Source organism: Tardiphaga alba (genome assembly GCF_018279705.1).
Lineage (GTDB): Bacteria > Pseudomonadota > Alphaproteobacteria > Rhizobiales > Xanthobacteraceae > Tardiphaga > Tardiphaga alba.
Genome location: NZ_CP036498.1, coordinates 5,206,145 through 5,231,985 on the forward strand (window position 1 = coordinate 5,206,145; position 25,841 = coordinate 5,231,985).

Sequence of the window (25,841 nt, forward strand, 5' to 3'; positions counted from 1 at the left end):
GGATCATATCCGATCGGACCTCCGCGAAAAGAGCCTTCATGACAGACCAGACCTCCAAACCTTCCGCGCCGGTTGCGCCCGTGCATCCGCATTCTTTCACGGCCCATGGCATCACTGTGCGCGACCACTATGCCTGGCTGAAGGACGCCAAATGGCAGGAGGTGCTACGCGACCCCAGCGTATTGGAGCCGGAGATCCGCACCTATCTGGACGCGGAGAACGCCTATACCGAAAGCCTGCTCGGCGGCACGGCAGCGCTGCAGAAAAAGCTCGTGTCCGAGATGCGCGGCCGCATCAAGGAGGACGACTCCTCGGTCCCCTCCCCCGACGGCCCGTGGTCTTACCTGCGCAAATTCCGCGAGGGCGGGCAGCATGAACTGTTCGGCCGCATGCCGCGCGACGGCGGCGACGCGCAGATCATTCTCGATGGCGACGCGCTGGCCAAGGACCACGACTATTTCAAATTCGGTGAAGCCCGGCATTCTCCCGACCACATGCTGGAAGCCTGGACGGCCGACATCAAGGGCTCCGAATATTTCACCATCCGCGTGCGCGACTGGGCCACGGGCAACGACCTTGACGATATCGTCGAGGAGACTGATGGCGGCGTAGTGTGGACGCTTGATTCCAAAGCGTTCTTCTATGTGAAGCTCGACGACAATCATCGCCCGATGCAGGTCTGGCTGCATCGCCTCGGCACCCAGCAGGCCGACGACAGGCTCGTCTTCGAGGAGCAGGATTCAGGCTGGTTCACGCATATCCATGAAAGCGCCAGCGGGCGTTTCTGCGTGATTGCCGGCGGCGACCATGAGACCTCCGAGCAACAGCTCATCGATCTCGCCACGTCGGATGCACCGCCGCGCCTCGTCGCCAAACGCGAAGAGGGCGTGCAATATTCGCTCGCCGATCGCGGCGACGAGTTGTTCATCCTCACCAATGCCGATGACGCCATCGACTTCAAGATCGTCACCGCGCCGATCGATGCGCCCGAGCGCGCCAACTGGACCGACCTGATCCCCTATCGCGAGGGCATCTATCTCATCGACATGGAGCTCTATGCACATCACCTGATCCGGCTGGAGCGCGCCAATGCGCTGCCCTCCGTCGTGATCCGCGAGCTCGCCACCGGCGCCGAACATGCCATCGCCTTCGACGAAGGCGCCTATTCGCTCGATACGCTCGGCGGCTACGAATTCGACACGGTGAATCTGCGCTTCGCCTATTCGTCGATGACGACGCCGTCGGAAGTCTATGACTACGACATGGTGACGCGCGAGCGCACCTTGCGGAAGCGGCAGGAGATTCCGTCCGGCCACAATCCCGCGGACTACGTCACCACGCGCATCATGGCGAAGGCGGAGGACGGCGCCGAGGTGCCGGTCTCGATCCTGCATCGCAAGGACTTCGTCCAGGACGGCAAGGCGCCGCTACTGCTTTATGGCTACGGCTCCTATGGCATGGCGATGCCGGCCTCGTTCTCGGCCAATCGCTTGTCGCTGGTCGATCGCGGCTTCGTCTATGCCATCGCGCATATTCGCGGCGGCGCCGACAAGGGCTGGGGCTGGTATCTCGACGGCAAGCGCGACAAGAAGACGAATTCGTTCGACGACTTCGCGGCCTCGGCGCGCGCGCTGATCGCGGCGAACTACACATCGGAGAAGAACATCGTCGGCCATGGCGGCAGCGCCGGCGGCATGCTGATGGGCGCCGTCGCCAACCGCTCCGGCGAGTTGTTCTCCGGCCTCGTCGCCGAAGTGCCGTTCGTCGATGTGCTCAACACCATGCTCGACGACACGCTGCCGCTGACGCCGCCGGAATGGCCGGAATGGGGCAATCCCATCGAGAGCGCCGCGGACTTCGAGACCATCCTGTCCTATTCGCCCTATGACCAGGTGGCGGCCAAGGCCTATCCGAAAATTCTCGCGATGGGCGGCCTCACCGATCCCCGCGTGACCTATTGGGAGCCGGCGAAATGGATCGCGCGCCTGCGCGCGACGATGACCGGAGGCGGCCCGGTGCTGTTGCGCACGAATATGGGCGCAGGCCACGGCGGCGCATCCGGACGATTCAACCGGCTGGATGAAATCGCGATCGTCTATGCATTTGCGCTGTGGAGCGTGGGAATGGCGGTATAGTAGCCTGCATGGAGCGAAGCGCAATGCAGGGACCGGCGAAGAGCTGAAACGCCGGTCCCCGGATTGCGCTTCGCTCCATCCGGGCTACGCCGTCACAGCGGCCGCGTCTTCTCGATCAGCTCAGCGGCGCCCTTGTCGAGCAGATCCAGCCCCACAGCACGCCCCAACTCGCGCGGACGATCCGCAGGCCCCATGCGCGTCACTTCGATGAAGCGTTCGCCGGCTTCATCCAGCACCGACGCCGTCAGGCACATCTCGCCGCCATTGATCATCGCATAGCCGGCAATCGGCGAATTGCAGTGGCCGTTCAGCACCCACAACACCTCACGCTCGGCATCGCAGGCCAGATGCGCAGCGGGGTCATCGATCATCGCCAGATAGCGTCGCGTCACCCAGTCATTCGCCGCGCATTCGACGGCGACGATGCCCTGCCCGGCCGCCGGCAACATCTCCTGCGGGGAGAAATCGCGTGCGATGCGGTTGGCAAGCCCGACGCGTTCGAGGCCCGAGCGCGCCATGATCAGCGCATCGGCCGGGCCGACCTCGCCGCCGCCCGGCAGGCGCTGCATCTCGCGATTGTCGAGCTTGCGCACGCGTGTGTCGGCCGCGCCGCGAAAGTGAATCACTTCGATCTCGGGAAACAACCGGCGCAGATAGGCGGCGCGGCGCACCGCATTGGTGCCGATCTTGAAACCCTTGCCGCGCGAGCGCGTGAGCTCGTCGAGCGACAGCCCCGGCCGCAACACCAGCGAATCCGTCGGCGGATCGCGCACCAGCGTGGCGCCGATGACGAGACCTGGCGTGTCTTCATTGCCCGGCATATCCTTGAGCGAATGCATCGCGGCGTGCAATTTCCCCGCACGCACGGCATCGCGGATTTCGCCGACAAAGGCGCCGCCCTTGCCGCCATGGCGCAGCAGATTGCTGGTCTGATCGCGATCGCCGACCGGATCGAATTTGACGATCTCGACGGCGAGTTCCGGCGCGGCCACATTCAGGCGGCGCGCGATCTCTTCGGTCTGCGCCATCGCCATCGTGCTCTTGCGGGTGCCGATGCGCATCTGATCCGTCACGTGTCACGCTCCATTCGGCCATTCGGTACGAATGGCCATCACGGCGCGGACAATAGGGCCAGCGCATGCATGGAGCAATGCGCTGGCTCAATGCTCAGTGGCTGGCAATCGCGGCCGGGCGCTTCGGCATCACCAGATTGACCAGCACGGCGACGGCGATATTCGCCGCCAGTGCAATCAGGCCGACATAAACGGTGGCCTGGAAGCTACCCATCGACAGCAGATGCAGCGGCTTCAGCCCGTCCATCCATGTGAGGTAGGTGCCGCCGAACAGGCCCACCACCCAGCCGGCGAGCAATGCGGGCGCGGTGAACCAGCCGGTGAACAGGCCGAAGATCAGCGCCGGCAGCGTCTGCAGGATCCACAGGCCGCCGAGCAGCTGCAAGTCCAGTGCAAATTGCGTCGGCAGATAGATGATCACCAGCAGCGCACCAACCTTCACCACCAGCGACGCAAGCTTCGCCACCGTGGCTTCGCCGGCCGTGTCGATCTGCGGATTGACATAGGCCTTCCAGAAATTGCGCGTGAACAGGTTGGCCGCGCCGATGCTCATCACCGCGGCCGGTACCAGCGCGCCGATGGCGATCGCTGCGAAGGCGAAGCCCGCGAACCAGCTTGGAAACAGCGTCTGGAACAGCGCCGGCACCACGTCATTGTTGCTGGCGAGCTTGAGCTGTGCCGCGTGGCCCATATAGCCGAGCAGGGCCAGCAGGCCGAGCATCAGCGTATAGGCCGGCAGCAGCACCGCGTTCTTGCGGATCGTCGTGGCGCTCTTGGCGGCGAAGATGCCGGTGAGCGTATGCGGGTACATGAAGGCCGCAAGCGCCGAGCCGAGCGCCAGTGTCGCATAAGCAAAGTACTGGGTCGGGCCGAGGATGATGCTGCCGCTTCCCTTGGCCTTGAAGGCTTCATCCGCGGCATGGAAGACATTGGCGTACCCGCCGAGCTTGCCGGGAATCACCGAGATCGCCGCAATGACGGCGATGTAGATCATGATGTCTTTCACGAAGGCGATCAGCGCGGGTGCACGCAGGCCCGACGAATAGGTGTAGAGCGCCAGCACGACGAAAGCCGCGATCAGCGGCATCTCGCCTTCGAAGCCGAGTGCCTTCACCGCCGCGGCCATGCCGATGAGCTGCAATGCGATGTAGGGCATCGTCGCGACGACACCGGTGATGGCGACGGCGGCCTCCAGCGTGCGCGAGGCATAACGGCCATGCACGACGTCGGCCGCGGTGACATAGCCATTGTCCTTGGCGACCTGCCACAGCTTGGGCATCACCATGAAGACGAAGGGATAGACCAGGATCGTATAGGGCAGCGCGAAGAAACCGTAGGCGCCGACCGAGTAGACGAGCGCCGGAACGGCGATCACCGTATAGGCGGTGTAGAAATCGCCGCCGACGAGAAACCACGTGATCCAGGTGCCGAACTGGCGGCCACCGAGGCCCCATTCGTCGAGGCTGGCGAGCGTCTTCGGGCGCTTCCAGTGCGAGGCGACGAAACCCATCACGGTGACGAGGGCGAAGAAGAACAGGAAGACGGCAAGCGCCGGAACGTCGAGATCAGTCTTCATTGGGATATGTCCGGTAGGCGAGCCACGTCAGGAAGGCGGTCACCGGCACCCAGGCGAGCTGATACCAGTAGAAGAAAGGGAAGCCGAACAGCACCGGGTCATGAAAATTGTAGAACGGGACCCAGAGCAGTCCGACAAAGGGGATCAACAACAGCCATAGAAAATGGCGGCCCATGGCGGGGCTCCTCTCGAAAACGGGCAGCGCCGATGCCACGATTATTTTACGGCGCAGAATTTTCGGGGTGTAGGAGCACAGCCATGGCGTGTAAACACAACTTCGCCGCAGGGCTGCCATTCGCGTGACGAACGCGTTTTCTGGGAACTTTTGCGTGATTGGAAAATGCAAAAACTTGTCGTCACCCGGCCTTGCGCGCGATTGCGCGCCAGGACCGGGTGATCCAGTAAACACTGACAGGCCTGTGAGTACTGGATCGCCCGGTCGAGCCAGGCGACGTCAGTAAAAGATCAGGCGAACTCAGCGCGCCCCAAACGTGATGTCGCCGAACAATGCCTTCTGCGTCGACGGTTGCGAGCGCCAATATTGCGGCGGCGCATTAACCTGACCGCCGAGTTCGGCGGCGGCATGCCACGGCCAGCGCGGATCGTAGAGAATGCCGCGCGCGATGGCGATGAAGTCGGCCTTGCCCGATGCGAGGATGTCCTCGGCCTGCTTTGCCTCGGTGATCAGGCCCACGGCCATGGTCGGTAATCCCGTCGCCGCCTTCACGGCATCGGCAAACGGCACCTGATAGCCTGGCCCGAGCGTGATCTTCTGCTGCGGCGAGACCCCGCCGGACGAGACGTCCATCCAGTCCACGCCGCGTTTTTTGAGTTCCTGCGTGAAGGCGATGGTCTGTTCGACATCCCAGCCGCCCTCGATCCAGTCGGACGCCGAGACGCGCACCCCCACCGGCTTATGCGCCGGGAAAGCCGCGCGCACCGCGTCGAAGACTTCGAGCGGAAAGCGCATGCGATTCTCCAGCGAGCCGCCGTAATCGTCGGTGCGCTGGTTGGCGATCGGCGACAGGAATTCGTGCAGCAGATAGCCATGCGCCGCGTGGATCTCGATCGCATCGATGCCGAGACGCTCGGCACGCTTCGCCGTCGCGACAAACGCCTCGCGGATACGCACCAGCCCGGCCGCATCGATCGCCTTTGGTGGCAGCTCGCCGGGCTTGGTGGGAATCGCCGACGGCGCTTCCGCGATCCAGCCGCCTTTGTCGAGCGGCACCTGCTGGCCACCGTCCCATGGCGCATGGCTCGACGCCTTGCGGCCGGCATGGGCGATCTGCATGGCGACCGCCATCTTCGAATGCTTGCGGACAGCCGCCAGCACCGGCTTCAGCGCGGCTTCCGTCGCATCGTCATAGAGGCCGAGATCGCCGGGCGTGATGCGGCCGATGGCTTCGACCGCGGTCGCCTCGATGATCAGCATGCCCGCACCGGACAGCGCCATATTGCCGAGATGGATCATATGCCAGTCGGTCGCGCAGCCTTGCTCTGCGGAATACTGGCACATCGGTGCGATGACGACGCGATTGGCCAGCGTGAGGTCACGCAGCTTGAAGGGAGAGAACAGGACGCTCATGTGTCTTCCAGGGTTGGGAGATGCGGAGGGCGCAGGCTTGCGCGGCCATGCTGAGATTGGCGTTTCTGCACCGAAAGGCAAGATGGCGCGTCACTCCCGACCTACGCCTTGTTCAAACAGCGCATGGTTGGACAAAAAACCGAGCGCCAAACAAAAAGGCGCCCCGGTTGCCCGAGGCGCCTTTCGTTCGGGTCACGCACGCATGCATGACCGAAAGCTCAATACGGGCAAACGACCCGGCCCCAGCGGCGGCTGAAATAGCAGCCCGGAGCCACGAAGCGCGGACCGCCATAGAAGCCATAGCCGCGACCACGATAATAGCCGCCGCCGCGATAGAAGCCGCCGCCACGACCACGGCCCCAGCCGCCGCCGCGACCACGCCCGCGGGCCTGCGCCGCGGTGCTACCCGCCGTCAGCATGACGGTGGAAGCGCCGACGAGGCCGATGCAATAGACCGACACCAGCGCCACTGCCGCGAGGCAGCGCGTCACGATATTCTGGCGCGTAGATTTGGTTTGAGCCATTCTTGGGATCTCCCATTCAGCAGAATGCTGCGCTTAGAATGCTTCCGACATGGAAACGTTCAATCAGCAAACACGCGACGAACTCATCGCGCCACGCCAGCCTGAAACAAGATAGCAATATGGCCATCGCATGGCGCATGCGCGCGAATGGCGAACAATAGAGTCAAGGTCGAAAGCCGGTCAAGTTGACAAGCACGCGCCACAGGAATGGCACGCCTGCGAACAAACACGCATCGATCTTTATCCTTGTCGTCGTTCATCTTCTCTTCATAGTGCTGCGCACTAGAGTCCGGTTCATGTCCGATGAATCGGACTCTCGTGTTTTTGTTTGTCAGAGCATGATCTTATCCGAAAACCGGCATCCACTTTTCGGGATCATGCTCTAATCTCAACCTCGCACCTCGCATATGCGAAGGGCTGCAACGGCCTTTTGCTCGCACAGAATACCGATCTGCTCCGTTCATCGCGCCCCGCATCCTGCCCCAGCAGGCCTCTCCAGGAAGCTCCCGAAGGCATCATGGCCAAATCACGCTACATTCTCGGTCTCAACACCTATGATCACGACGTCAGCGCCTGCCTGCTGCGCGACGGCGAGATCGCCTATGCGATCGAGAAGGAGCGCGTCACCCGCGAGAAACACGCCACGGGCTTTTATCAAGAGGTGATCGAATACTGCCTGCAGGCCGAAGGCATCAGCCTGAACGACATCGAGCTGGTGGTGAGCAATTGCTACATCCTGCCGGTACCGGAGATGGAAGACCGGCTGATCTATCAGGACATGCCGGGCTTCCTGCCCGAATATGAACGGCAGGACGCCAAGCGGCACCCGTTGTTCCGCGCCCGCAACGGCAAGGTGGTGACGATCTCCCATCACCTCTCCCATGCCTACAGCGCCTTCGCCGTATCGCCTTTCGAGGAAGGCGCCATCATGATTGTCGATGGCGTCGGCAGCTATCGCTCCGACGTCATGGAAAGCTATCCGGCAGAAGATGGGGGCTCACCGCTCGCCCGCGAGTCCGAGAGCTACTATACGTTCAAGGGCACCGAGCTGAACTGCCTCAAGAAGGTCTGGATGGAGCCGGACCGCGGCTTCCTCAGCGACGAATTCACCAACATGCCTGGACTTGGCGCGCTCTACAGCCGCGCCTCCACCTATGTGTTCGGCGACTGGAATAAATGCGGCGAGCTGATGGGCCTCGCGCCCTATGGCCGCCGCGAGCAGTTTCCATCGCTGATGTCGATCGCGGACAACAAGCTCACCGTGCCGCGCTGGACGGCCGACTTCAACCAGCCCTACATTCCGGATGGCGAAGCCAAGTGGGACACGCATCCGTCGATGCAGCACTGGGAAGATCTCGCCTGGCGCGTTCAGGACGATACCGAGAAGGTGCTGCTCGCCCGCGCCCGCTGGCTGCGCGAGACGACCGGCGCGAAGAACCTGTGCATCGCCGGCGGCGTCGCGCTGAACTGCGTCGCCAATGGCCGCATCGCGCGCGAGGCCGGCTTCGAGAATGTCTGGATCCAGCCGGCTGCCGGCGACAACGGCATCGCGATCGGCTGCGCCTATTACGGCCTGCTCGACGTGCAGAAGCAGCCGCGCAACTATGTGATGACGCATTCCTACACCGGCCGCACCTATGCGGACCGCGAGGTCGAGGCAGCAACGCAGCGGACCCTGGTGAAGGCGCAGACGAGCACGGTGCGCAGCGACAATATCTGCCGCGACACGGCCAAACTGCTGGCCGACCAGAAGGTCATCGGCTGGTTTCAGGGACGCTCGGAATATGGCCCGCGTGCGCTCGGCAATCGCAGCATCATCGCCGATCCGCGCCATGCCGAGATGAAGGACATCCTCAATTCGCGCGTCAAGCACCGGCAACCGTTCCGGCCGTTCGCGCCGATCGTGCTCGCGGAGCGCTGCAAGGAGATTTTCGAAGGCGACGAGGATTCGCCATTCATGCTGATCGCCAAGCCGGTGCGGCCGGAATGGCGCGACCGGATTCCGGCCATCGTCCATGTCGACGGCACCGCGCGCGTGCAGACGGTGACGGAGGGGACCAATCCCGTGCTGTACAAGCTCCTGAAGGAATTCGAGGCGCTGACCGGTGTGCCGGTGCTGCTCAACACGTCATTCAACGTGAAGGGCGAGCCGATCGTGGAAACACCGCGCGATGCGATGGCATGTTTCATCAATACGGAGATCGACCACCTGGTGCTTCACGACCGGATCGTCTCCAAGACCGCGGCTCATCGCGTGGTGGCGCCGCTGGTGCGGACGTATATGGATATCGCCGGGCTGGTGACGCGGGTGTGAGGTAGGACCTCACAGGCCGTAGGGTGGGCAAAGCGGAGCGTGCCCACCGCACACGGCATGTCGTATCAAGGTGGGCACGCTACGCTTTGCCCACCCTACGATTGATGCGCGTGCGCCGCTTACGCCGCCCGCACGGCGGTCAGGAACCTGCTGACTTCATCTTTCAATCGCGTCGAATCCGACGACAGTGACTGCGCGGCCGACAGCACCTGCGACGACGCCGAACCAGTCTCGCTGGCGCCGCGCTGCACGTCGGTGATGTTCGACGAGACCTGCATGGTGCCTTGTGCGGCCTGCTGGACATTGCGCGAAATCTCCTGCGTCGCGGCGCCCTGTTCTTCCACGGCCGAAGCGATGGTCGATGCGATCTCGGACATGCGGCCGATGGTGTCGCCGATTTCCTTGATCGCGCCGACCGACTCCTGCGTCGCCGCCTGGATGCCGGCGATCTGGGTCGAGATATCACCGGTCGCCTTGGCGGTCTGCTCGGCCAGTGCTTTCACTTCGGAGGCCACGACCGCAAAGCCCTTGCCGGCATCGCCTGCACGCGCCGCTTCGATGGTCGCGTTCAGCGCCAGCAGGTTGGTCTGGCCGGCGATGTTGTTGATGAGCTCGACGACATCACCGATCCGCGCAGCCGCACTGGCCAATTCGCTCACGCGATCATTGGTCTTGCGCGCCTGATCGACGGCCTGGTTGGCGATGTTGGCCGACTCCTGCACCTGACGGCTGATCTCATTGACCGACGAGGCCATTTCTTCCGTCGCTGACGCCACCGACTGCACATTGGTGGAGGCCTGTTCGGATGCCGCCGCCACCGAGGTGGTCAGTTCCTGCGAGCGTTCTGCCGTGGCCGTCAGCGTCGAGGCCGATGCTTCAAGCTCGGTCGAGGCCGACGACACCGTCTCGACGATCTCGCCGATCATGGATTCGAAATCGCGGGTGATGCCATCGACGCGGCGACCGCGCTCGATTTTCGCTTCGGCATCGGCCGTGGCGGCTTCATCCGCCGCACGCTTGTCGATCAATGCCTGCTTGAACACTTGCAGCGTATCCGCCATCGCACCGATTTCGGTCTTCACACCCTGATGCGGAACGACTGCGGTGAGATCGCCGGCGCTCAGTGCCTGCATCGGCTTCACGATCGAGCCGATGCCCGACGCGACGTCGCGCACGAGATAGAAGCCCACCGCCATGCCGACAACAGCCGACAGGCCGACGATCACGACGACCAGGACCAGCGCCGAACCATAGCTCTCCACAGCCCTGCTGCTCGATGCAGCCGCGCCCTTGTCATTGAACTCGATCGCCTTGCGCAGCGCGAAATCGGCCTTCGAACCCAGCGGGTTGATGACGTTCAGATTCAGCTCATGCGCCTCGAGGCTCTGCTTGCCGAGATTCTTGCGATTGAGTGCGAAGACTTCCTGGCTGCGCGACACATACAGATCCCAGTCCTTCGCCCAATCGTTGAAGATGGCGCGTTCTTCGGGATTCGAGATCAGCTTGTCGTAGGTTGCGCGTTCGTCTGCCGCGCGCTTGACGATGGTCTCGATGCCGGCCTCGGTCTTCTTCATCTGCTCGGCATCAGCCGCCAGAATGTGTGCGCGGACGAGGTTGCGATAATCGATCGTCGTCGCGCGCAGACCGCCGAGCACGCGGATACTGGGCAGCCAGTTCTTCTGGATCTCCGACGCGTCGGCATTGATCATCTGCATCTTGCTGACAGCCAACACGCCCATCCCGGTCATGGCGATCAGCAGAAAGGCGATGACCGCCGTGATCTTGGCGCGGATGGAAATATTGGCAAGCATAAGAGACGTCCTGTCCGTTTCGAAATGAGTTCGGCTGTCGGCGTGAGTCATCGTTTGCCGGAACGTGTGCCCCGGCAGGGATTGAGAGTGTGTCGTGCTGAAATGCGTTTCTTCGTGCGACCGGCATGCGCCGAGCGAGTCGGGCGATTTGGTGCAGCAACCCGACGGCAACGAATGACGTTGCAGCCGATGCAGACCCGCGTGCCGATCACCCCATCGACCGCTCATCCACGGTCGCACGCTAGCACCGCGGTTCTGACACAAACGTTAATGGAGAGCGCAGGTGTTTGCTCGCGTCATGCGCGTACACGCCATGACATGTCATGCAGCAGTCATGTTGGCGCGTTCAGCGCCGGTCAAAGCGTCGATCGAGGTGATTACAGGTTGCAGCAAAGCGCGGATCACGCGCCAAGCGACCAGGCATGAGAATTTGCAGAGATGCCCCGCTCGAAACACATGACAGCGACTACGCGTGATGCGGTCACCGTCATGGTGAGCCAATTCTGCCAGCGTGGATCAGGCCGCGCGAACGGTCTCGAGGAATTTGCCGACTTCGCGCTTGAGGCGCGCGCTTTCCGTCGAGAGCGACTGCGCTGCCGACAGCACCTGCGATGAGGCCGAGCCCGTGCTGGTGGCGCCGCGCTGCACGTCGGTGATGTTCGCCGACACCTGCATGGTCCCCTGGGCAGCCTGCTGGACGTTACGCGCGATCTCCTGGGTCGCCGCGCCCTGCTGCTCGACGGCGGAGGCGATGGTCGATGCGATTTCCGACATCCGGCCGATGGTGTCGCCGATCTCCTTGATCGCACCGACCGACTCTTCGGTCGCCGCCTGGATGCCCGAGATCTGATGGCTGATGTCGCCGGTGGCCTTTGCGGTCTGTTCGGCCAGCGCCTTCACTTCCGATGCCACCACCGCAAAACCGCGGCCGGCATCGCCGGCACGGGCGGCTTCGATGGTCGCGTTCAGCGCCAGCAGGTTGGTCTGCCCGGCAATGGTGTTGATGAGTTCGACCACGTCACCGATGCGCGCAGCGGCGCGTGCGAGTTCGGCAACGCGTTCATTGGTCTTGCGCGCTTGCGACACTGCGGAGTTGGCAATGTTCGCGGACTCCTGCACCTGCCGGCTAATCTCGTTCACCGACGAGGACATTTCCTCCGTCGAGGAGGCGACCGCCTGCACATTCGACGACGCTTCATCCGACGCAGCCGACACCATCGCGGTCAGTTGCTTGGCCTGTTCAGCCGTGGTGGTCAGCGCCGTCGCCGACTGTTCGAGCTGGCCGGATGCCGACGAGACATTCTCGACGATGCTGCCGACCGCGCCTTCGAAGTCGTCGGCCAGACGCACCATGTCGCGACGACGCTGCAGCGCTGCCTGCTGATCCTGCGTCAGCTTGGCTTCGGCCTCGGCGCGCGCCTTCTCTTCGGCCTTGATCTTGAAGCCCTCGACCGCGCGGGCCATGTCGCCCACTTCGTCCTTGCGATTGACGCCCGGCAGCACCACGCTGAAATTGCCTTCGGCCAATTCCTTCATCCCTGCGGTCAGGCCGGCGAGCGGCCCGATAATGCCACGGGCGATCAGCATGGCAATGAGGATGCCCACCACCGTCACGACGCCGGCCACGATCTGCTGCAGCATCGTCGTCGTCGAGATGCGCTCATTGGTGGCGGCAACGGTCTGCGCCTGCGCTTCCTGAATACCCGATTTCACGACATCGACCTGCGCGATCGCGTGAATGATGGTCGGGCTGATCGACTTCTGGAAAATGGCATCTGCCGTCTGCAGGCTCTTCGAGGCCTTTTCGAACAGCGACGCGTAGCTCTTGAGATTGGTGCGAATGGTGCCGAACAGCGCCGCCAGTGTCGGCGGCATCTGCATCTTCTCCATCTCGCCGATCTGCTGTTCGGCAATGCGGACCTGATCGTTGAAGCTCGCGATTTGCTTTTCGTCGCGGCTGACGAAATAGCGCCAGTTGGCGATCTGAACGAGGAGCGTATCGGATTCGAGCTTGGTCGATCCCTGGCCATAGGGCGTATTACGCGTGCTGATCGCGAGCTTGCGCAGGCTCGACGACAGCTTGTCACCGGCCTCCTGCAACACTTCGCGCCCTGCCACCACCTGCTTGACTGCCTCGCCCAATGCCTGGCGCTGAGTCTTGACCTCGGCGACATCCTTTTCGATCGTGCGATAGGCCGCACGCCGCTCTTCCGAACGGCTGCTCTGGATCACGGTCTGGATGCTGGTGCTCAGCCTTGCCAGGCGCTTGTCGGCATCGGCCAGCGCCGCTTCGTCCTGATCGAACGAGTAACGCAGAATGGCGCCGCGCGTGGCGTGCAGCTCCGACGCGATTTCAGCGGCGCGGATGGTGTTGGCCGACTGAATGCTGAGCGATCCGACCTGCGTGCCGACTTCGGACATCTGCCACATCGCAAAGCCCGAGCCCACCAATCCGAACAGCACGAGGGCGCCGAAGCCACCATACAGGCGTCCGCGAATGCGAAGATTGAGCAAAGACATTGCAGGCATTCCTTACAGCGTGGTGAGAAGGGCGGATGTCAGGCAGCACGAACGGAATCGAGGAAGCGGGTGACTTCATGCTTCAGGCGCGCGCTTTCGTTGGACAGCGACTGCGCAGCAGAGAGCACCTGCGACGACGCCGAGCCTGTCGCGGTCGCGCCCCGCTGGACGTCGGCGATGTTGGCGCTGACTTCCATGGTGCCATGGGCGGCCTGCTGGACATTGCGCGCGATCTCCTGCGTCGCCGCGCCCTGCTCCTCGACGGCCGATGCAATGGTCGAGGCAATTTCCGACATGCGGCCGATGGTGTCGCCGATCTCCTTGATGGCACCGACCGACTGCTGGGTCGCGGCCTGGATGCCGGAGATCTGGGTGGAGATTTCGCCGGTGGCTTTTGCGGTCTGGTCCGCGAGCGCCTTCACTTCGGCGGCGACCACGGCAAAGCCGCGGCCGGCGTCACCGGCGCGCGCCGCCTCGATGGTCGCATTGAGCGCCAGCAGATTGGTCTGGCCCGCGATGGTGTTGATGAGGTCCACGACGTCGCCGATGCGCGCAGCGGCCTGAGCCAATTCCAGCACGCGATCATTGGTCTTGCGCGCCTGCTCCACCGCGGAATTGGCGATGGTCGCGGACTCCTGGACCTGGCGGCTGATCTCATTGACCGACGACGACATCTCTTCCGTGGACGATGCGACGGCCTGAACATTGGTCGATGCTTCATCCGACGCGGATGCCACGGCCGTGGTGAGCTGTTTCCCCTGCTCCGCAGTCGCCGTCAGGCCGCTCGCCGATTGTTCGAGCTGGGTCGATGCGGAAGATACGTTCTCGACGATATTGCCGACCGCCTGCTCGAAACCATCGGCAAGCTGCACCATCTCGCGGCGGCGCGCGGCTGCAGCGATGGTGTCGCGCTCGACGCGCGCTTCCGCTTCCTCGCGCGCCTTCTGCTCGGCATTGTCGCGGATGACAGCCACCGTCTTCGCGATGTCGCCAATCTCGTCGCCACGGCGGGCGCCGGGGATCACCACATCGAGATCGCCCGCGGCCATCTTGCCCATGGCGCCATTGAGGCGGGTCATCGGCCGGGCGACGCCCATGAACGAGAACACCATCGTTCCCGCCAGCACGGCGACCACCGCCAGGCCGAGCGATAGATTGATCTGCCCCGAACGCTCCAAAGTCGCAGCCGCCTGGTTGCGCGCATCCGCCACCGCGGTCCTGGCTGTGGCGACCGCCGCGGACACCAGTTCGCCGGCCGACGCCGCCGTGGGCGTCAGCGTCTTGCGAACGATGTCGGTCTTCTGGTCGTTGACCTGGATGGCCTGTTCGGTCGCCGCCATGAACTTGCGCATGTCGGTGCTGAGCTGGGTCAGACCGTTCTGCACCAGTTCGCTGTCTTCAATGACACTGGCCTTGGCGAGCGCATCGTTCAGCACCTTCGCCTTGGTGACGATCAGCCCCTTCTGAACGATCTCGTTCAGCGAGGCATAACGCCAGGCGGCGGCCTGCACGGCATTGACGGCATTGTCTGCGACTTTGAGATGATTTTCGACCTCGGCCCAGTTCGGCGCAGCGGTCACGGCGGTGGTGAGGCGCATCTGCTCGAGATGCCTGTTCCAATCGAGCACGGCGACATTGCGCGTGCGATAGAGATCCAGCAGCTTCTTCTGCAATGCCGCGATCTCGTCGGCAGCTGCGACGTAGGACGTCGTCAGCACCTTGATCCTCGCAAAGTTGTCCCGATTTTCCTGGCGCAGCGCTATCGCGATATTGCCATCGATGATCGTATCCTGCGCCGCTTTGGCCGCCTTGATCTCCGCGACGCTCTTGTCCATCTCGGGCGTGGTGATCGCGATGCGCAAACTCTGGCTCGCCGTCTGCATGCTGCGCATCAGCGCATCCGCTTCCCGGGCGCCATCAGCGATCTGCTGCTGTACGTCAGCCCGACGATTGGCGTCGATGACCTCGGCTTCCGTGTGCATCTGGTTGGCGACCACGCCGATGGACAGAAGGATGCCGATCAAGCCGGCCAAAGCGAGTTTGTTACCGACCCGGTTGAGCTTGATCATGCGCATCACTTTCCGAAAGGGCACAGCCGACCGCGCGCGCAGACAAAGCCTGCACGGCCGAAGGCGGCTTCGCCTGGCAGAGGAGAATGGTAAAGATGGTCGGGAGCAAAGGACGTGGCTTGCCCGTGAGAACACAGACCTGAGCGGTCCCGGTTCACGCCGCGAACCGCGCGGGCCTATTCTCACGGGTTCAAAAATACCACTCGATTCCTGACACAATCGTTAATTGACGTGTCGCAATGCACTCGCCGAGCTGCACAAAGTTCATGCAGCCGGGTGACTATCAAACAGCCGTCAGTGCGACAGGATCTTCGACAGGAACAGCTGCGCGCGGTCGCTGCGCGGATGGCCGAAGAAATCATCCTTCTGCGCATCCTCGACGATCTCGCCGCCATCCATGAAGATGACCCGGTTGGCGACCTTCTTGGCGAAGCCCATTTCATGGGTCACCACCATCATGGTCATGCCTTCTCGCGCGAGTTCGACCATGACGTCGAGCACCTCATTGATCATTTCCGGATCGAGCGCCGAGGTCGGCTCGTCGAACAGCATGCAGATCGGGTCCATCACCAGCGCGCGCGCAATGGCGACGCGCTGCTGCTGGCCGCCGGAGAGCTGGCCGGGATATTTTTCGGCATGCGCGGTGAGGCCGACGCGCTCCAGCATCTTCATCGCCTTCTTGCGCGCGTCCTCTTCCTTGCGGCCCAGCACGATGGTCTGGCCGAGGCAGAGATTCTCGACGATCTTCAGATGCGGAAACAGCTCGAAGTGCTGGAACACCATGCCGACGCGGGAGCGCAGCTTCGGCAGGTCCTTCTTCATCTTGGTGATCGACAGGCCATCCACCGTGATGGTGCCTTCCTGGATCGGCTCCAGTGCATTCACGGTCTTGATCAGCGTCGATTTGCCCGAACCGGACGGCCCGCAGACGACGACGACCTCGCCTTTCTCGACTTGCGTCGTGCAGTTCTTCAGCACCTGGAACTGCGGATTGTACCACTTGCTGACATTGTCGATGGAGATCATGGGCATGGGAGACAACCGTGCTGATTATCGGATGATGCTGATGCGCTTTTGCAAGCGCTTCACGAAGAAGGATGCAGTGAAGCTGATCGCGAAATAGACCACCGCTGCGAACAGATACATTTCAGTGAGACGACCATCGCGCTGCGCGACCTTGGCGGCAGCGCCGAGGAAATCGGTGATCGAGAGCACATAGACCAGCGACGTATCCTGAAACAGCACGATGGTCTGGGTGAAGATCACCGGCAGCATGTTGCGGAACGCCTGCGGCAGCGTGACGTAGCGCATCACGCCTCGATAATTGAGACCGATCGCATAGCCGGCCATGACCTGCCCGCGCGGCACCGACTGGATGCCGGCGCGCATGATCTCCGCGAAGTAAGCCGCCTCGAACAGCGTGAAGGTGATGATGGTGGAGGTGTAGGCGCCCACCTGGACCGGCTGATCGGCCTGGATGATCCACTGCCCGATATAGGGCGAGAGGAAGTAGAACAGGAAGATCACCAGCACCAGCGGCAGCGAGCGCATCAGATTGACATAGCTCGCAGCGACGCCGGAGAGCACCGCATTGGACGACAGCCGCATCATCGCGATCAGCGTACCCAGGATCAGGCCGAAGAAGGTCGCGATGGCCGTCAGGGTCAGCGTGAAGACCATGCCCTGGTAGAAGAGGTAGGGAAGGCTGCGCCAGATGACATCGAAATCGAATGTGCTGAACATCTCTTATTTCCCCACATTGAAGCCGGGGATGACCAGCCGCTTCTCGATCATACGCATGCCGATGGTGACGACGGCGCTCAGCAACAGATAGATGCCCGCGGCGGCCGTGAACGCCTCGAACACCTGGAACGAGAATTCCTGCATCGAGCGCGCCTGCGCGGTGAGCTCGAGCACGCCGATGGTCAGCGCCGGCGCGGTGTTCTTGATGGTGTTCAGGAATTCCGACGTCAGCGGCGGGAAGATGATGCGATAGGCGAGCGGCAGCAGGATATAGCGATAGGTCTGCCATGTGGTGAGGCCGATGGCCGTGCCAGCCATCCGCTGGCCTTTCGGCAGCGCATTGATGCCGGCGGTGACCTGGCCTGCGACGCGCGAGGACATGTAGAAGCCGAGCCCGAGCATCGCGGCTATGAAAGGCCCATTGCGCAGCTGCTTGACCCAGGCGCCGAACTCGCCCGGCAACAATTCCGGCACGACGAAGAACCAGATGAACAGCTGCACCAGCAGCGGGATGTTACGGAACAGCTCGATGTAAGCATTGCCGATCATCACCGGCCAGCGCGACGGCAAGGTGCGCATGATGCCGATCACCGAGCCAAGCACGAAAGCGATGATCCAGGCGACGAGTGCCAGCAGGATGGTGACCTGGAGGCCGCTCATCAGGGACGCGAAATAAGTCCCGGTCGCATCCGGCGTCTGATCCCAGAAGATCCCCCAGTTCCAGTTGTAATTCACCCAGCGCCCCCCGATACGCAGTCCGACAAAGCTCTCATGCAATGGCCGGGCCATTGCTTATCTTCCGTCATGCGCGGGCTTGTCCCGTGTATCCACGTCTCTCAATCAGCATCGTAAGACGTAGATGGCCGGGACAAGCCCGGCCATGACGTGAGTTAACAGCAACTAGAGATACGCGTCCGGATCAGCGGAATCCGACGGCTTGGCGAAAGCCTTGGTCTGCTCCGGGCCCATGGGAACGTTGAGGTTCAGGCCCTTCGGCGGAATCTTCTGCGTGAACCACTTCTCATAGATCTTCGCGCCTTCGGGGCTGGTGTAGAGCGCCGCAGTGGCGGCATCGGCCACCTTCTTGAACGCATCGTCGCCCTTGCGCAGCATGATGCCGTAAGGCTCGGGCTTCGAGAACGCGTCCTTCGAGATCGCATAGGCATTCGGATCGCGCGCGCCTGCAGCGAGCGAGGCGAGCAGGATGTCATCCATCACGAAAGCCGCCGCACGGTCGGTCTCAACCATCAGGAAGGCTTCGGCGTGATCCTTTGCCGGAATGATATTGATGCCGAGATTGCGCGCTGCATTCACTTCGGTGAGCTGCTTGATATTGGTGGTGCCCGAGGTCGAGACCACCGACTTGCCCTTCAGGTCGTCGATCTTGTCGAGCTTCGCCGTCTTCTTGGAGACGAAGCGGCTGGCAGTGAGGAAGTGCGTGTTGGTGAAGCCGACCTGCTTCTGGCGATCCACGTTATTGGTGGTGGAGCCACATTCCAGATCGACGGTGCCGTTGGCGATCAGCGGAATGCGCGTCGCGGAGGTGACCGGATTGAGCTTGACCTCGAGCTTGTCGAGCTTGAGCTCCTTCTTCACGGCATCGACGATCTTGTAGCAGATGTCCATGGCGAAGCCGACCGGCTTCTGATTGTCGTCGAGATAGGAGAACGGCACCGAGGAATCACGGAAGCCGATGGTGATGGCGCCGGTGTCCTTGATCTTCTTGAGCGTACCGGTGAGCTCCTGCGCGCTCGCCTGGGTCGCGAAGGCGGCGGCGATCATGCCCCCCAACAGAAAAAGTCGTTTCATAAGTCCCTCTCCTCATAACTCCGGTCTCACGACTGGCGCCGCCCCTTCCGAGCACGCCAGTGTGACCGCCCGTAATGCTTGCACAAACGAGGCCAAACGCAAATGCCCTCTCCGGCGAATGACGGATTGGCCCAACGCGCCGAAGTGATACGTCTAAAGGGTGGGGTTGGTTCTCTGCCATCCTGCGAAAGATGGATGACATCCGCAGGCGGATCGTCGCAGCACGGCCGCCGACGGATCAGGCCGGCGCCGCGACCTTGGCCGCACGCTGCTCACGATGCGCCGCAACCGCAGCGCCGAAAGCGAGGAAAAGCGCGCGATTGATCGGATTGATCTGCGGGTCGTATTCGGCGTGCCACTGCACACCGAGCGCAAAAGCCGGTGCATCCGCAATACGAATGGCTTCGATGGTGCCGTCTTCGGCGATGCCCTCGATCACCACCCGCTGGCCGGGGATCTCGATCCCCTGCCCATGCAGCGAATTGACCGTGATGGTCTCGCGGCCGAGCAGGCTGGCAAATGTGCCATTGCTGGTGAGATGCACATCGTGACGATCGGCGAACACCACGGCCGGATCGGGATGAATCTCGCCATTCTCCAGCCGCGGCATGCGGTGGTTTATGCGGCCGGGCAATTCGCGAATCTCAGGATGCAGCGTGCCGCCGAAGGCGACATTCATTTCCTGCAACCCGCGGCAGATGCCGAAGATCGGCACGCCACGCGCGACGCAGGCCTCGGTGATGGTCAGCGCCACCTCGTCCCGGCCGTTGTCATAAGGCTCGTGGCGGACGCAGGCCTGCATGCCGAATCGGGTGGGGTGGACATTGGCCCGGGCGCCGGTGAGCAGGATGCCATCCACGACATCCAGCACCTCGCCGATATCGGTGATGTCCGGTTCGCCGGCAAACATCAGCGGCAGAGCCCCCGCCACCTCGGCCACCGCGCGAAGATTGTTTTCTCCGGCCGCCTGGACGGAAAACCTGTTCTCGATGCGGTAGGCGTTGCCGATCACGCCGATGATGGGCCGGGACTTCCTGGACATGACGGGCAGATATAACCGAGTCCGGTTACGAACACGACCGACAAGGGAACAGAATGCCCTTCCGCCCGCGCATGGGAGAAGAAAATCATTGCCGTGTGTGCGGGGATCGTCTCGTCCGTCTACGCCCTTTGGGCTACGCCGGACACGCTATGCCTTCGGCTAAGCTTGGCTGCGCCACGCGTAGCCGAAGGCATAGCGTGGTGGGCGCGACAGGGATCGAACCTGTGACCCCTTCCATGTCAAGGAAGTGCTCTCCCGCTGAGCTACGCGCCCTAAGAACCGGTCGTTACGGGTAGGCGGTCTATAACGGGTCAGGTCCGGACAGGCAAGGATGCCGGGGCGCCAATTACGACCGATTGTGAAGAAAAAATGAGGCCGGTCAGGCCGCCAGCATCTTGTTCACTTCGCTGACCAATTCGCGCAAATGCACGGGCTTGGCCAGAACCTTGGCGTTCTTCGGCGCCTCGCTGTCCGAATTCAGCGCCACGGCGGCGAATCCGGTGATGAACATGATCTTGATGTCCGGATCGAGCTCGCTGGCGCGGCGGGCCAGCTCGATGCCGTCCATTTCCGGCATCACGATATCCGTTAGAAGCATTTCAAAGGGTTCTTCGCGCAGCCTCTGATAGGCTGACATTCCGTTATCGTGGTGCGACACGGAGAAACCGGCGTTTTCCAGTGCCTTGACGAGAAACCGGCGCATATCGTTGTCGTCTTCGGCGAGGAGGATCTTGTGCATGGCTTTGGACGTCGAACCCGATTGAGAGAACTTGTGCGACCACTAAGCCCGAGGCTGGTAAATTTCGGGTGAAAGTCGCACGCCCGGCATGTGGATAAGCGTTTCAATATGGTGCGCGAGAAACCGGCTCAGAGCAACAAAACCCGCCCCTCGGCCGGCAGCCGTACCGGATATGTGCACGGCGGGCCCTATCGGTATGTCTCGCGGAGATGGTATGCGGCGGCAGCTACATCGACAAAGACGCCTCGCAATATGCCGGTTTTCTGCCAGACTGGGCCCCGAAAAGAATCTGACTGCAGGGATGATGCGCGACAATGACCCAGTTTCACGGTGAGCTGTCGCCTCCCTTCGAGATCGTCGAGCCGGCCGACTGGCGCGCGCCGATCATTTTCAATTCCCCGCATTCCGGCACCGTCTATCCCGCCGAATTCCTCGCCGCGTCGCGAATCGACGTGACGGCGCTGCGTCGTTCGGAAGATTCCTTCATGGACGAGCTGATCGGCCACCTCAGCCAGCGCGGCTTCCCGGTGGTGAAGGTGCATTTCCCGCGCTCCTATGTGGATGTGAATCGCGAGCCCTATGAGCTCGACCCCGGATGTTCACCGGCCGGCTGCCGAGCTTTGCCAATACGCGCTCGATGCGGGTGGCGGGCGGCCTCGGCACCATCCCGCGCGTGGTCGGCGACGGCCAGGAGATCTATCGCGAGCGCCTCGATGTGGATGCCGCGCTAACGCGGATCGAATCGCTCTACAAGCCGTATCACCGCGCTTTGCGCCGCCTGATCAACAAGGCGCACCAGACCTTCGGCACCGTCATCCTGGTCGATTGTCATTCGATGCCGTCGATCGGGATCGCCCGCGAAGAACCGCGCCGGCCCGATCTGGTGGTCGGCGATCGCTACGGCACCAGTTGCGCCGGCCTGCTGACGGATGTGGTGGAGGACACCTATTACAAGCTCGGCTACACGATCGGCCGCAACAAGCCCTATGCCGGCGGGTTCATCACCGAGCATTACGGCAACCCGGCCAGCGGCCTGCACGCGATCCAGATCGAACTCAACCGCGCGATCTATATGGACGAGCGCAAACGCGAGCGGACCGCCCGCTTCGACCAGATCGCGGCAGATTTCTCGACTTTGGCCGATGCGCTCACCCGTATCCCCTTGAATCTGCTGGGCCCGTTCCAGGCGGCCGCGGAATAGCGCCGCATCGATTCGGCGGACAAGAATACCTGCGACATATTGGCCGTGTGGATGATACCCCACTCTTTTACCGCAAGGATTCACTCAACTTTAGATTTTATACCGTCATTCTCCTCGCGCGGCATTGAACCGCATCAACATGGCAGGGGAATCAAATGAAGAGCATGATCAAGAAGTTCTGGGCGAACGAGTCCGGCGCAACGGCCATTGAATACGGCCTGATCGCCGCCGGTATCTCGCTCGCGATCATCGCAGTGGTGAACGGTCTCGGCACGACGCTCAACACCAAGTTCGGCGACATCAACACGTCGTTGAAGTAAGATCCGGTCGAAGTCAGACCGATAAGCGACCGGTTGAGGTTCTCAGCCGAAAAGGTCTCGTCTCTCCAGACGCCTCATACGCATCGATGCCCGGCTGTCGGCATCCGCAAAGAGGGTGAAGCAGCATCACGCTTCCAGACTGCCGGTCGATCAAGCGAACGGCTTTCCCTGCAAAACTCCATAGACAAGAAAAAAGGGCCGCCTGCGAAAGCAAGCGGCCCAAGTCTAGGGAGGAAACGCCCAAGGAGGGCAGCGATAGCGCCAGGCGCTACCGCACCGCAACAATATGCATCTGCAGCACCTGAAGTGCAAGGTTTTTCGGGCGAAAACCCATGCAAAATTTGCAAGGCATTTTGGTCAACTCGACATGCCTGTCATATTAAAACCACTTGAAAACAATGACTTAAGGAACAACATGTCATCTGGCCAGGTAAATAGAAGTGATTAGACATTCACTTCTATAGCCAAATTCCAGTTCTTGCGCTCATCCATCTCCGGAAACCAGAACTGCGCAGACTGCTAAAAATAAGATGCGCATAGTGCGCAAAAATCGACAGCGGTGGGCAATTGCGACGGCATCATAGGCAGGCCACGGCAAGCCGCGATATAGGTTGGCGAACAGCCCATATCTGCCGCTGCAAAAGGATTCTGCCGTGACGGTCATCGATTTCACCGCCTTCATCGGCCGCCTCGCCACCGCGTCGGGCGAGACCATCCTCCCTTACTTCCGGACCTCACTCAGCATCGACAACAAGAACGCTAGGGATTTCGACCCGGTCACCGAGGCCGATCGCGGCGCCGAGGCTGTGATGCGGCGGCTGATCAAGCAGAACTTCCCCCAGCACGGCATCGTCGGCGAAGAATTCGGCACCGAGCGCGAGGACGCCGAATATGTCTGGGTGCTCGATCCCATCGACGGCACCAAGTCGTTCATTTCGGGCTTCCCCACCTGGGGCACGCTGATCGCCCTGCTGCACAAGGGCACGCCCGTTTATGGCATGATGCACCAGCCCTATATCGGCGAGCGCTTCAGCGGCGATAACGGTTCGGCGCGCTACCAGGGGGCCAACAATACCGGCCGCAAACTCGCCGTGCGCCGCTGCGAATCCCTGGCCAAGGCCGCTCTGTTCACCACCAGCCCGCTGCTGATGAACGAGACCGACCGCGCCACCTTCAAGGGCGTCGAGCAGCATGTGCGCCTGACCCGTTACGGCGGCGACTGCTATTCCTATTGCATGCTCGCGGCCGGCCACCTCGATCTCGTGATCGAGACCGAATTGAAGCCCTATGACATCGCCGCTTTGATCCCGATCGTGACCGGCGCCGGTGGCATCGTCACCACCTGGGACGGCAAGCCGGCCCAGAACGGCGGCAAGATCATCGCCGCCGGTGATCCGCGCGTGCATGAAGCCGCAATGAAGTTGTTGAACGGGTAAGTTGCATCAATGACGCGCCGGCCCCTGTAGTCTCCCTCCCCGGAGCGAAGCGACTGGGGAGGGTCCGCCGATAGGCGGGGGTGGGGTCTATCCCACGTGACGTCAGAGTTTGTGGAGACACCCCACCCGTCTCGAGGCTCGCTGAACGCTCGCCTCGATCCACCCTCCCCACGGCGCGGCTTTGCCGCTTGAGGGAGGGAAAGATCAGCGCGCCGCCGCGCGCAGATGCGCGATCAACTGCTGCGCCGGGCGCGAGATCGTTGCGAGATCGCGAAAGCAGATCGCCAGTTTGCGGTTGGCCCAGGGATCCCTGATTTTCACCAGCGAAATCGCCATCGACCGCGCACAGCGCCGCGCCGCCACTTCCGGCACCACCGCGATGCCGACCTGGGCGGCGGCCATCTGGCACATGGCATCGAAATCGCGCATCTGCGCGCGAAACCGCAGCCGCTTTCCCATCCTTGCGGCGTATTTGCCGATGTGGTTCTGCAGCGCCGTGGCGTTGGTGAGGCCGATGAAATCGCGATCAGCGACCTCGTTGAAATCGACGTGGCGGTGATGCGCGAGATCGCTGCGCGGGGCCGTCACCAGCACCAGCCGGTCTTCACTGAAGATGAAGCGATCGAGACTGTCGGGCAGCGTATGTTCGGCCGCAAAGCCGAGATCGGCGGTGCCGCCGGCAATGGCCTGGGCGATATCGGCGCTTTCGCGTTCCTCCACATCGAGGCTGACCTGCGGATGCTCGCGCAAAAAGGCCGCCAGCGCTTTCGGCAGATGCTCGGACAGGCCCACCGTATTCGCCAGCATGGCAATGCTGGCTTTGCTGCCGCTGGCATAGGCGGTCATCTCGCTGCGCAGCGTTTCGACGTCATGCAGCACCAGCCGGGCATGGCCGAGCAGGCTCTCGCCCGCTGCCGTCAGCGTCACGCCGCGCCGCCCGCGCTTCAGCAGCGCCACCCCGACGGCTGCTTCCAGCCCCTGAATGCGCGCGCTCGCCGAGGCCAGCGCGAGATGCGCGGCCGCGGCACCGCCGGTAATGCTGCGCGCTTCCGCCACCGCCACGAACAGCCTGAGATCGACCAGATCGAAATGCATCGGGGTCTCCAGCCTTCGTCATAGCCGAAGGCAATCTCCGTAATCTCCAGATTGTGCCGGCGCCTGCGATCGGTCAATGTGTCGCACCATGATCGACACAATGCTCATTCTGATTGCCGCCGTGTTCGCGCTCGCAGGCTTCGTCAAAGGCGTCATCGGCCTCGGCCTGCCCACCGTATCGATGGGGCTGCTCGCCACCACCATGACGCCGGTGCAGGCGCTGACCATCGTTATCGTGCCCGCCATCGTCACCAATATCTGGCAGACCTTTGCCGGTCCCTATCTGCGCGACATCATCCGCCGGCTCTGGCCGCTCTTGATCACCACCGCCATTGCGATCTGGTTCAGCGGCGGCCTGATGACCGGGCCCTACGCGAAATATGGCGCCATCGTTCTCGGCGTGCTGCTGGTGATCTATGCGGTGGTGACGCTGGTGAAATTCCAGTTCAAGACGGCGCCGAAGGACGAGAAATGGGTGGGCGGCATCGTCGGCGCGATCACCGGCGTGGTCTCGGCGGCCACCGGCGTGCAGGTGATCCCCTCGATGCCGTTCATGCAGTCGATCGGCATGGAGAAGAACGAACTGGTGCAGGCGCTCGGCCTCTATTTCACCGTGGCGACGGTGGCGCAGGCCTTCAATCTCACCAGTGCCGGCCTGCTGACGGCGGCCACTGCGGTGCCCGGCATCGTCGCCATGGTCACCGCCTTTGCCGGCATGTTCCTCGGCCAGGCCGTGCGCGACCGGATGGCGCCGGAGCAATTCCGCCGCTGGTTCCTGATCGCGATGCTGCTGCTCGGGATTTATCTGGCGGTGAGTGCGACATTGGCTGTGATGAAGTGAGGAGC

Annotated in this window: 21 protein-coding genes, 1 tRNA gene and 1 pseudogene; 6 read left to right on the plus strand and 17 right to left on the minus strand. The window is 62.4% G+C overall.

The genetic code is table 11. The annotated features are described in order from the left end of the window. Positions 1 to 38 precede the first annotated feature (38 nt). The gene (locus RPMA_RS24915) at positions 39 to 2,135 is read left to right on the plus strand and encodes a S9 family peptidase (protein ID WP_211910325.1); all 2,097 of its coding nucleotides are present in this window, start codon (positions 39 to 41) and stop codon (positions 2,133 to 2,135) included. A gap of 92 nt (positions 2,136 to 2,227) precedes the next feature. Here the strand turns inward: RPMA_RS24915 and hemC are convergent, their stop codons facing one another. The 6 genes from hemC to RPMA_RS24945 all read right to left on the minus strand — a co-directional run bounded on the left by hemC (position 2,228) and on the right by RPMA_RS24945 (position 7,156). Next, positions 2,228 to 3,196 carry a hydroxymethylbilane synthase gene (hemC, locus tag RPMA_RS24920; protein ID WP_408056566.1) on the minus strand — a complete coding sequence of 323 codons (969 nt, stop codon included), beginning with the start codon at positions 3,194 to 3,196 and terminating at the stop codon, positions 2,228 to 2,230. 106 nt (positions 3,197 to 3,302) lie between these two features. Then, on the minus strand, positions 3,303 to 4,784 hold the full coding sequence (gene mctP / locus RPMA_RS24925) for a monocarboxylate uptake permease MctP (protein WP_211910327.1): 1,482 nt from the start codon (positions 4,782 to 4,784) through the stop codon (positions 3,303 to 3,305). Continuing rightward, positions 4,774 to 4,959 carry a DUF3311 domain-containing protein gene (locus RPMA_RS24930; protein ID WP_211910328.1) on the minus strand — a complete coding sequence of 62 codons (186 nt, stop codon included), beginning with the start codon at positions 4,957 to 4,959 and terminating at the stop codon, positions 4,774 to 4,776. Before RPMA_RS24930 ends, mctP begins: the two co-directional genes overlap by 11 nt. Before the next feature lie 300 nt (positions 4,960 to 5,259). Further along, a complete protein-coding gene (locus tag RPMA_RS24935; protein WP_211910329.1) occupies positions 5,260 to 6,372 on the minus strand; it encodes an NADH:flavin oxidoreductase/NADH oxidase in 1,113 nt (370 codons plus the stop codon). Positions 6,373 to 6,590: 218 nt separating this feature from the next. After that, positions 6,591 to 6,896 carry a hypothetical protein gene (locus RPMA_RS24940; protein ID WP_211910330.1) on the minus strand — a complete coding sequence of 102 codons (306 nt, stop codon included), beginning with the start codon at positions 6,894 to 6,896 and terminating at the stop codon, positions 6,591 to 6,593. A gap of 83 nt (positions 6,897 to 6,979) precedes the next feature. Continuing rightward, positions 6,980 to 7,156: a hypothetical protein gene (locus RPMA_RS24945; RefSeq protein WP_211910331.1), complete on the minus strand. Its 177-nt coding sequence runs from the start codon at positions 7,154 to 7,156 to the stop codon at positions 6,980 to 6,982. Between the two features lie 257 nt (positions 7,157 to 7,413). Here RPMA_RS24945 and RPMA_RS24950 point away from each other — a divergent pair, with 257 nt between their 5' ends. Next, positions 7,414 to 9,210, plus strand: a complete 1,797-nt coding sequence (locus RPMA_RS24950; protein WP_211910332.1) for a carbamoyltransferase family protein — start codon at positions 7,414 to 7,416, stop codon at positions 9,208 to 9,210. Between the two features lie 119 nt (positions 9,211 to 9,329). On the opposite strand, the gene RPMA_RS24955 is transcribed toward RPMA_RS24950, so the two are convergent. The 10 genes from RPMA_RS24955 to cpdR form a co-directional block, all read right to left on the minus strand. Continuing rightward, a complete protein-coding gene (locus RPMA_RS24955; protein ID WP_211910333.1) occupies positions 9,330 to 11,021 on the minus strand; it encodes a methyl-accepting chemotaxis protein in 1,692 nt (563 codons plus the stop codon). A 516-nt stretch (positions 11,022 to 11,537) separates the two neighbouring features. Continuing rightward, positions 11,538 to 13,541, minus strand: coding sequence for a methyl-accepting chemotaxis protein (locus RPMA_RS24960; protein ID WP_211910334.1), 2,004 nt, complete (start codon positions 13,539 to 13,541; stop codon positions 11,538 to 11,540). A 38-nt stretch (positions 13,542 to 13,579) separates the two neighbouring features. Beyond that, on the minus strand, positions 13,580 to 15,610 hold the full coding sequence (locus RPMA_RS24965; RefSeq protein WP_211910335.1) for a methyl-accepting chemotaxis protein: 2,031 nt from the start codon (positions 15,608 to 15,610) through the stop codon (positions 13,580 to 13,582). A gap of 294 nt (positions 15,611 to 15,904) precedes the next feature. Then, a complete protein-coding gene (locus RPMA_RS24970; RefSeq protein ID WP_211913818.1) occupies positions 15,905 to 16,636 on the minus strand; it encodes an amino acid ABC transporter ATP-binding protein in 732 nt (243 codons plus the stop codon). A gap of 24 nt (positions 16,637 to 16,660) precedes the next feature. Continuing rightward, positions 16,661 to 17,353: an amino acid ABC transporter permease gene (locus RPMA_RS24975; RefSeq protein WP_211910336.1), complete on the minus strand. Its 693-nt coding sequence runs from the start codon at positions 17,351 to 17,353 to the stop codon at positions 16,661 to 16,663. 3 nt (positions 17,354 to 17,356) lie between these two features. Beyond that, positions 17,357 to 18,088, minus strand: coding sequence for an amino acid ABC transporter permease (locus RPMA_RS24980; RefSeq protein ID WP_211913819.1), 732 nt, complete (start codon positions 18,086 to 18,088; stop codon positions 17,357 to 17,359). Positions 18,089 to 18,253: 165 nt separating this feature from the next. After that, positions 18,254 to 19,162, minus strand: coding sequence for an amino acid ABC transporter substrate-binding protein (locus RPMA_RS24985; protein ID WP_211910337.1), 909 nt, complete (start codon positions 19,160 to 19,162; stop codon positions 18,254 to 18,256). Between the two features lie 238 nt (positions 19,163 to 19,400). Continuing rightward, complete coding sequence (locus RPMA_RS24990) at positions 19,401 to 20,204, minus strand: gamma-glutamyl-gamma-aminobutyrate hydrolase family protein (RefSeq protein ID WP_211910338.1); 804 nt, start codon at positions 20,202 to 20,204, stop codon at positions 19,401 to 19,403. Positions 20,205 to 20,402: 198 nt separating this feature from the next. Continuing rightward, positions 20,403 to 20,477 (minus strand) — tRNA-Val (locus RPMA_RS24995). Positions 20,478 to 20,583: 106 nt separating this feature from the next. Further along, positions 20,584 to 20,943, minus strand: a complete 360-nt coding sequence (cpdR, locus tag RPMA_RS25000; protein ID WP_211910339.1) for a cell cycle two-component system response regulator CpdR — start codon at positions 20,941 to 20,943, stop codon at positions 20,584 to 20,586. Between the two features lie 314 nt (positions 20,944 to 21,257). On the opposite strand from cpdR, the pseudogene RPMA_RS25005 reads away from it, so the two are divergent. From RPMA_RS25005 to hisN, 3 genes and pseudogenes are all read left to right on the plus strand, one after another. Continuing rightward, positions 21,258 to 22,144 (plus strand): annotated as a pseudogene (locus tag RPMA_RS25005) (N-formylglutamate amidohydrolase). A 155-nt stretch (positions 22,145 to 22,299) separates the two neighbouring features. After that, positions 22,300 to 22,464 carry a Flp family type IVb pilin gene (locus tag RPMA_RS25010; protein ID WP_211910340.1) on the plus strand — a complete coding sequence of 55 codons (165 nt, stop codon included), beginning with the start codon at positions 22,300 to 22,302 and terminating at the stop codon, positions 22,462 to 22,464. A gap of 653 nt (positions 22,465 to 23,117) precedes the next feature. Continuing rightward, positions 23,118 to 23,900: a histidinol-phosphatase gene (hisN, locus tag RPMA_RS25015; protein ID WP_211910341.1), complete on the plus strand. Its 783-nt coding sequence runs from the start codon at positions 23,118 to 23,120 to the stop codon at positions 23,898 to 23,900. Between the two features lie 204 nt (positions 23,901 to 24,104). Here the strand turns inward: hisN and RPMA_RS25020 are convergent, their stop codons facing one another. Next, a complete protein-coding gene (locus tag RPMA_RS25020) occupies positions 24,105 to 24,995 on the minus strand; it encodes a LysR substrate-binding domain-containing protein (RefSeq protein WP_211910342.1) in 891 nt (296 codons plus the stop codon). Between the two features lie 88 nt (positions 24,996 to 25,083). Between RPMA_RS25020 and RPMA_RS25025 the strand changes: the two genes are divergently transcribed. Continuing rightward, on the plus strand, positions 25,084 to 25,836 hold the full coding sequence (locus RPMA_RS25025; RefSeq protein WP_211910343.1) for a sulfite exporter TauE/SafE family protein: 753 nt from the start codon (positions 25,084 to 25,086) through the stop codon (positions 25,834 to 25,836). The last annotated feature ends 5 nt before the right edge of the window (positions 25,837 to 25,841 follow it).

Excerpts from the sequence above, each read along its gene's own strand:
- RPMA_RS24915 (WP_211910325.1), top strand. The coding sequence starts at position 39 with ATGACAGACCAGACCTCCAAACCTTCCGCGCCGGTTGCGCCCGTGCAT.
- hemC (WP_408056566.1), bottom strand. The coding sequence starts at position 3,196 with ATGCGCATCGGCACCCGCAAGAGCACGATGGCGATGGCGCAGACCGAA.
- mctP (WP_211910327.1), bottom strand. The coding sequence starts at position 4,784 with ATGAAGACTGATCTCGACGTTCCGGCGCTTGCCGTCTTCCTGTTCTTC.
- RPMA_RS24930 (WP_211910328.1), bottom strand. The coding sequence starts at position 4,959 with ATGGGCCGCCATTTTCTATGGCTGTTGTTGATCCCCTTTGTCGGACTG.
- RPMA_RS24935 (WP_211910329.1), bottom strand. The coding sequence starts at position 6,372 with ATGAGCGTCCTGTTCTCTCCCTTCAAGCTGCGTGACCTCACGCTGGCC.
- RPMA_RS24940 (WP_211910330.1), bottom strand. The coding sequence starts at position 6,896 with ATGGCTCAAACCAAATCTACGCGCCAGAATATCGTGACGCGCTGCCTC.
- RPMA_RS24945 (WP_211910331.1), bottom strand. The coding sequence starts at position 7,156 with ATGAACGACGACAAGGATAAAGATCGATGCGTGTTTGTTCGCAGGCGT.
- RPMA_RS24950 (WP_211910332.1), top strand. The coding sequence starts at position 7,414 with ATGGCCAAATCACGCTACATTCTCGGTCTCAACACCTATGATCACGAC.
- RPMA_RS24955 (WP_211910333.1), bottom strand. The coding sequence starts at position 11,021 with ATGCTTGCCAATATTTCCATCCGCGCCAAGATCACGGCGGTCATCGCC.
- RPMA_RS24960 (WP_211910334.1), bottom strand. The coding sequence starts at position 13,541 with ATGTCTTTGCTCAATCTTCGCATTCGCGGACGCCTGTATGGTGGCTTC.
- RPMA_RS24965 (WP_211910335.1), bottom strand. The coding sequence starts at position 15,610 with ATGATCAAGCTCAACCGGGTCGGTAACAAACTCGCTTTGGCCGGCTTG.
- RPMA_RS24970 (WP_211913818.1), bottom strand. The coding sequence starts at position 16,636 with ATGATCTCCATCGACAATGTCAGCAAGTGGTACAATCCGCAGTTCCAG.
- RPMA_RS24975 (WP_211910336.1), bottom strand. The coding sequence starts at position 17,353 with ATGTTCAGCACATTCGATTTCGATGTCATCTGGCGCAGCCTTCCCTAC.
- RPMA_RS24985 (WP_211910337.1), bottom strand. The coding sequence starts at position 19,162 with ATGAAACGACTTTTTCTGTTGGGGGGCATGATCGCCGCCGCCTTCGCG.
- RPMA_RS24990 (WP_211910338.1), bottom strand. The coding sequence starts at position 20,204 with ATGTCCAGGAAGTCCCGGCCCATCATCGGCGTGATCGGCAACGCCTAC.
- cpdR (WP_211910339.1), bottom strand. The coding sequence starts at position 20,943 with ATGCACAAGATCCTCCTCGCCGAAGACGACAACGATATGCGCCGGTTT.
- RPMA_RS25010 (WP_211910340.1), top strand. The coding sequence starts at position 22,300 with ATGAAGAGCATGATCAAGAAGTTCTGGGCGAACGAGTCCGGCGCAACG.
- RPMA_RS25020 (WP_211910342.1), bottom strand. The coding sequence starts at position 24,995 with ATGCATTTCGATCTGGTCGATCTCAGGCTGTTCGTGGCGGTGGCGGAA.
- RPMA_RS25025 (WP_211910343.1), top strand. The coding sequence starts at position 25,084 with ATGATCGACACAATGCTCATTCTGATTGCCGCCGTGTTCGCGCTCGCA.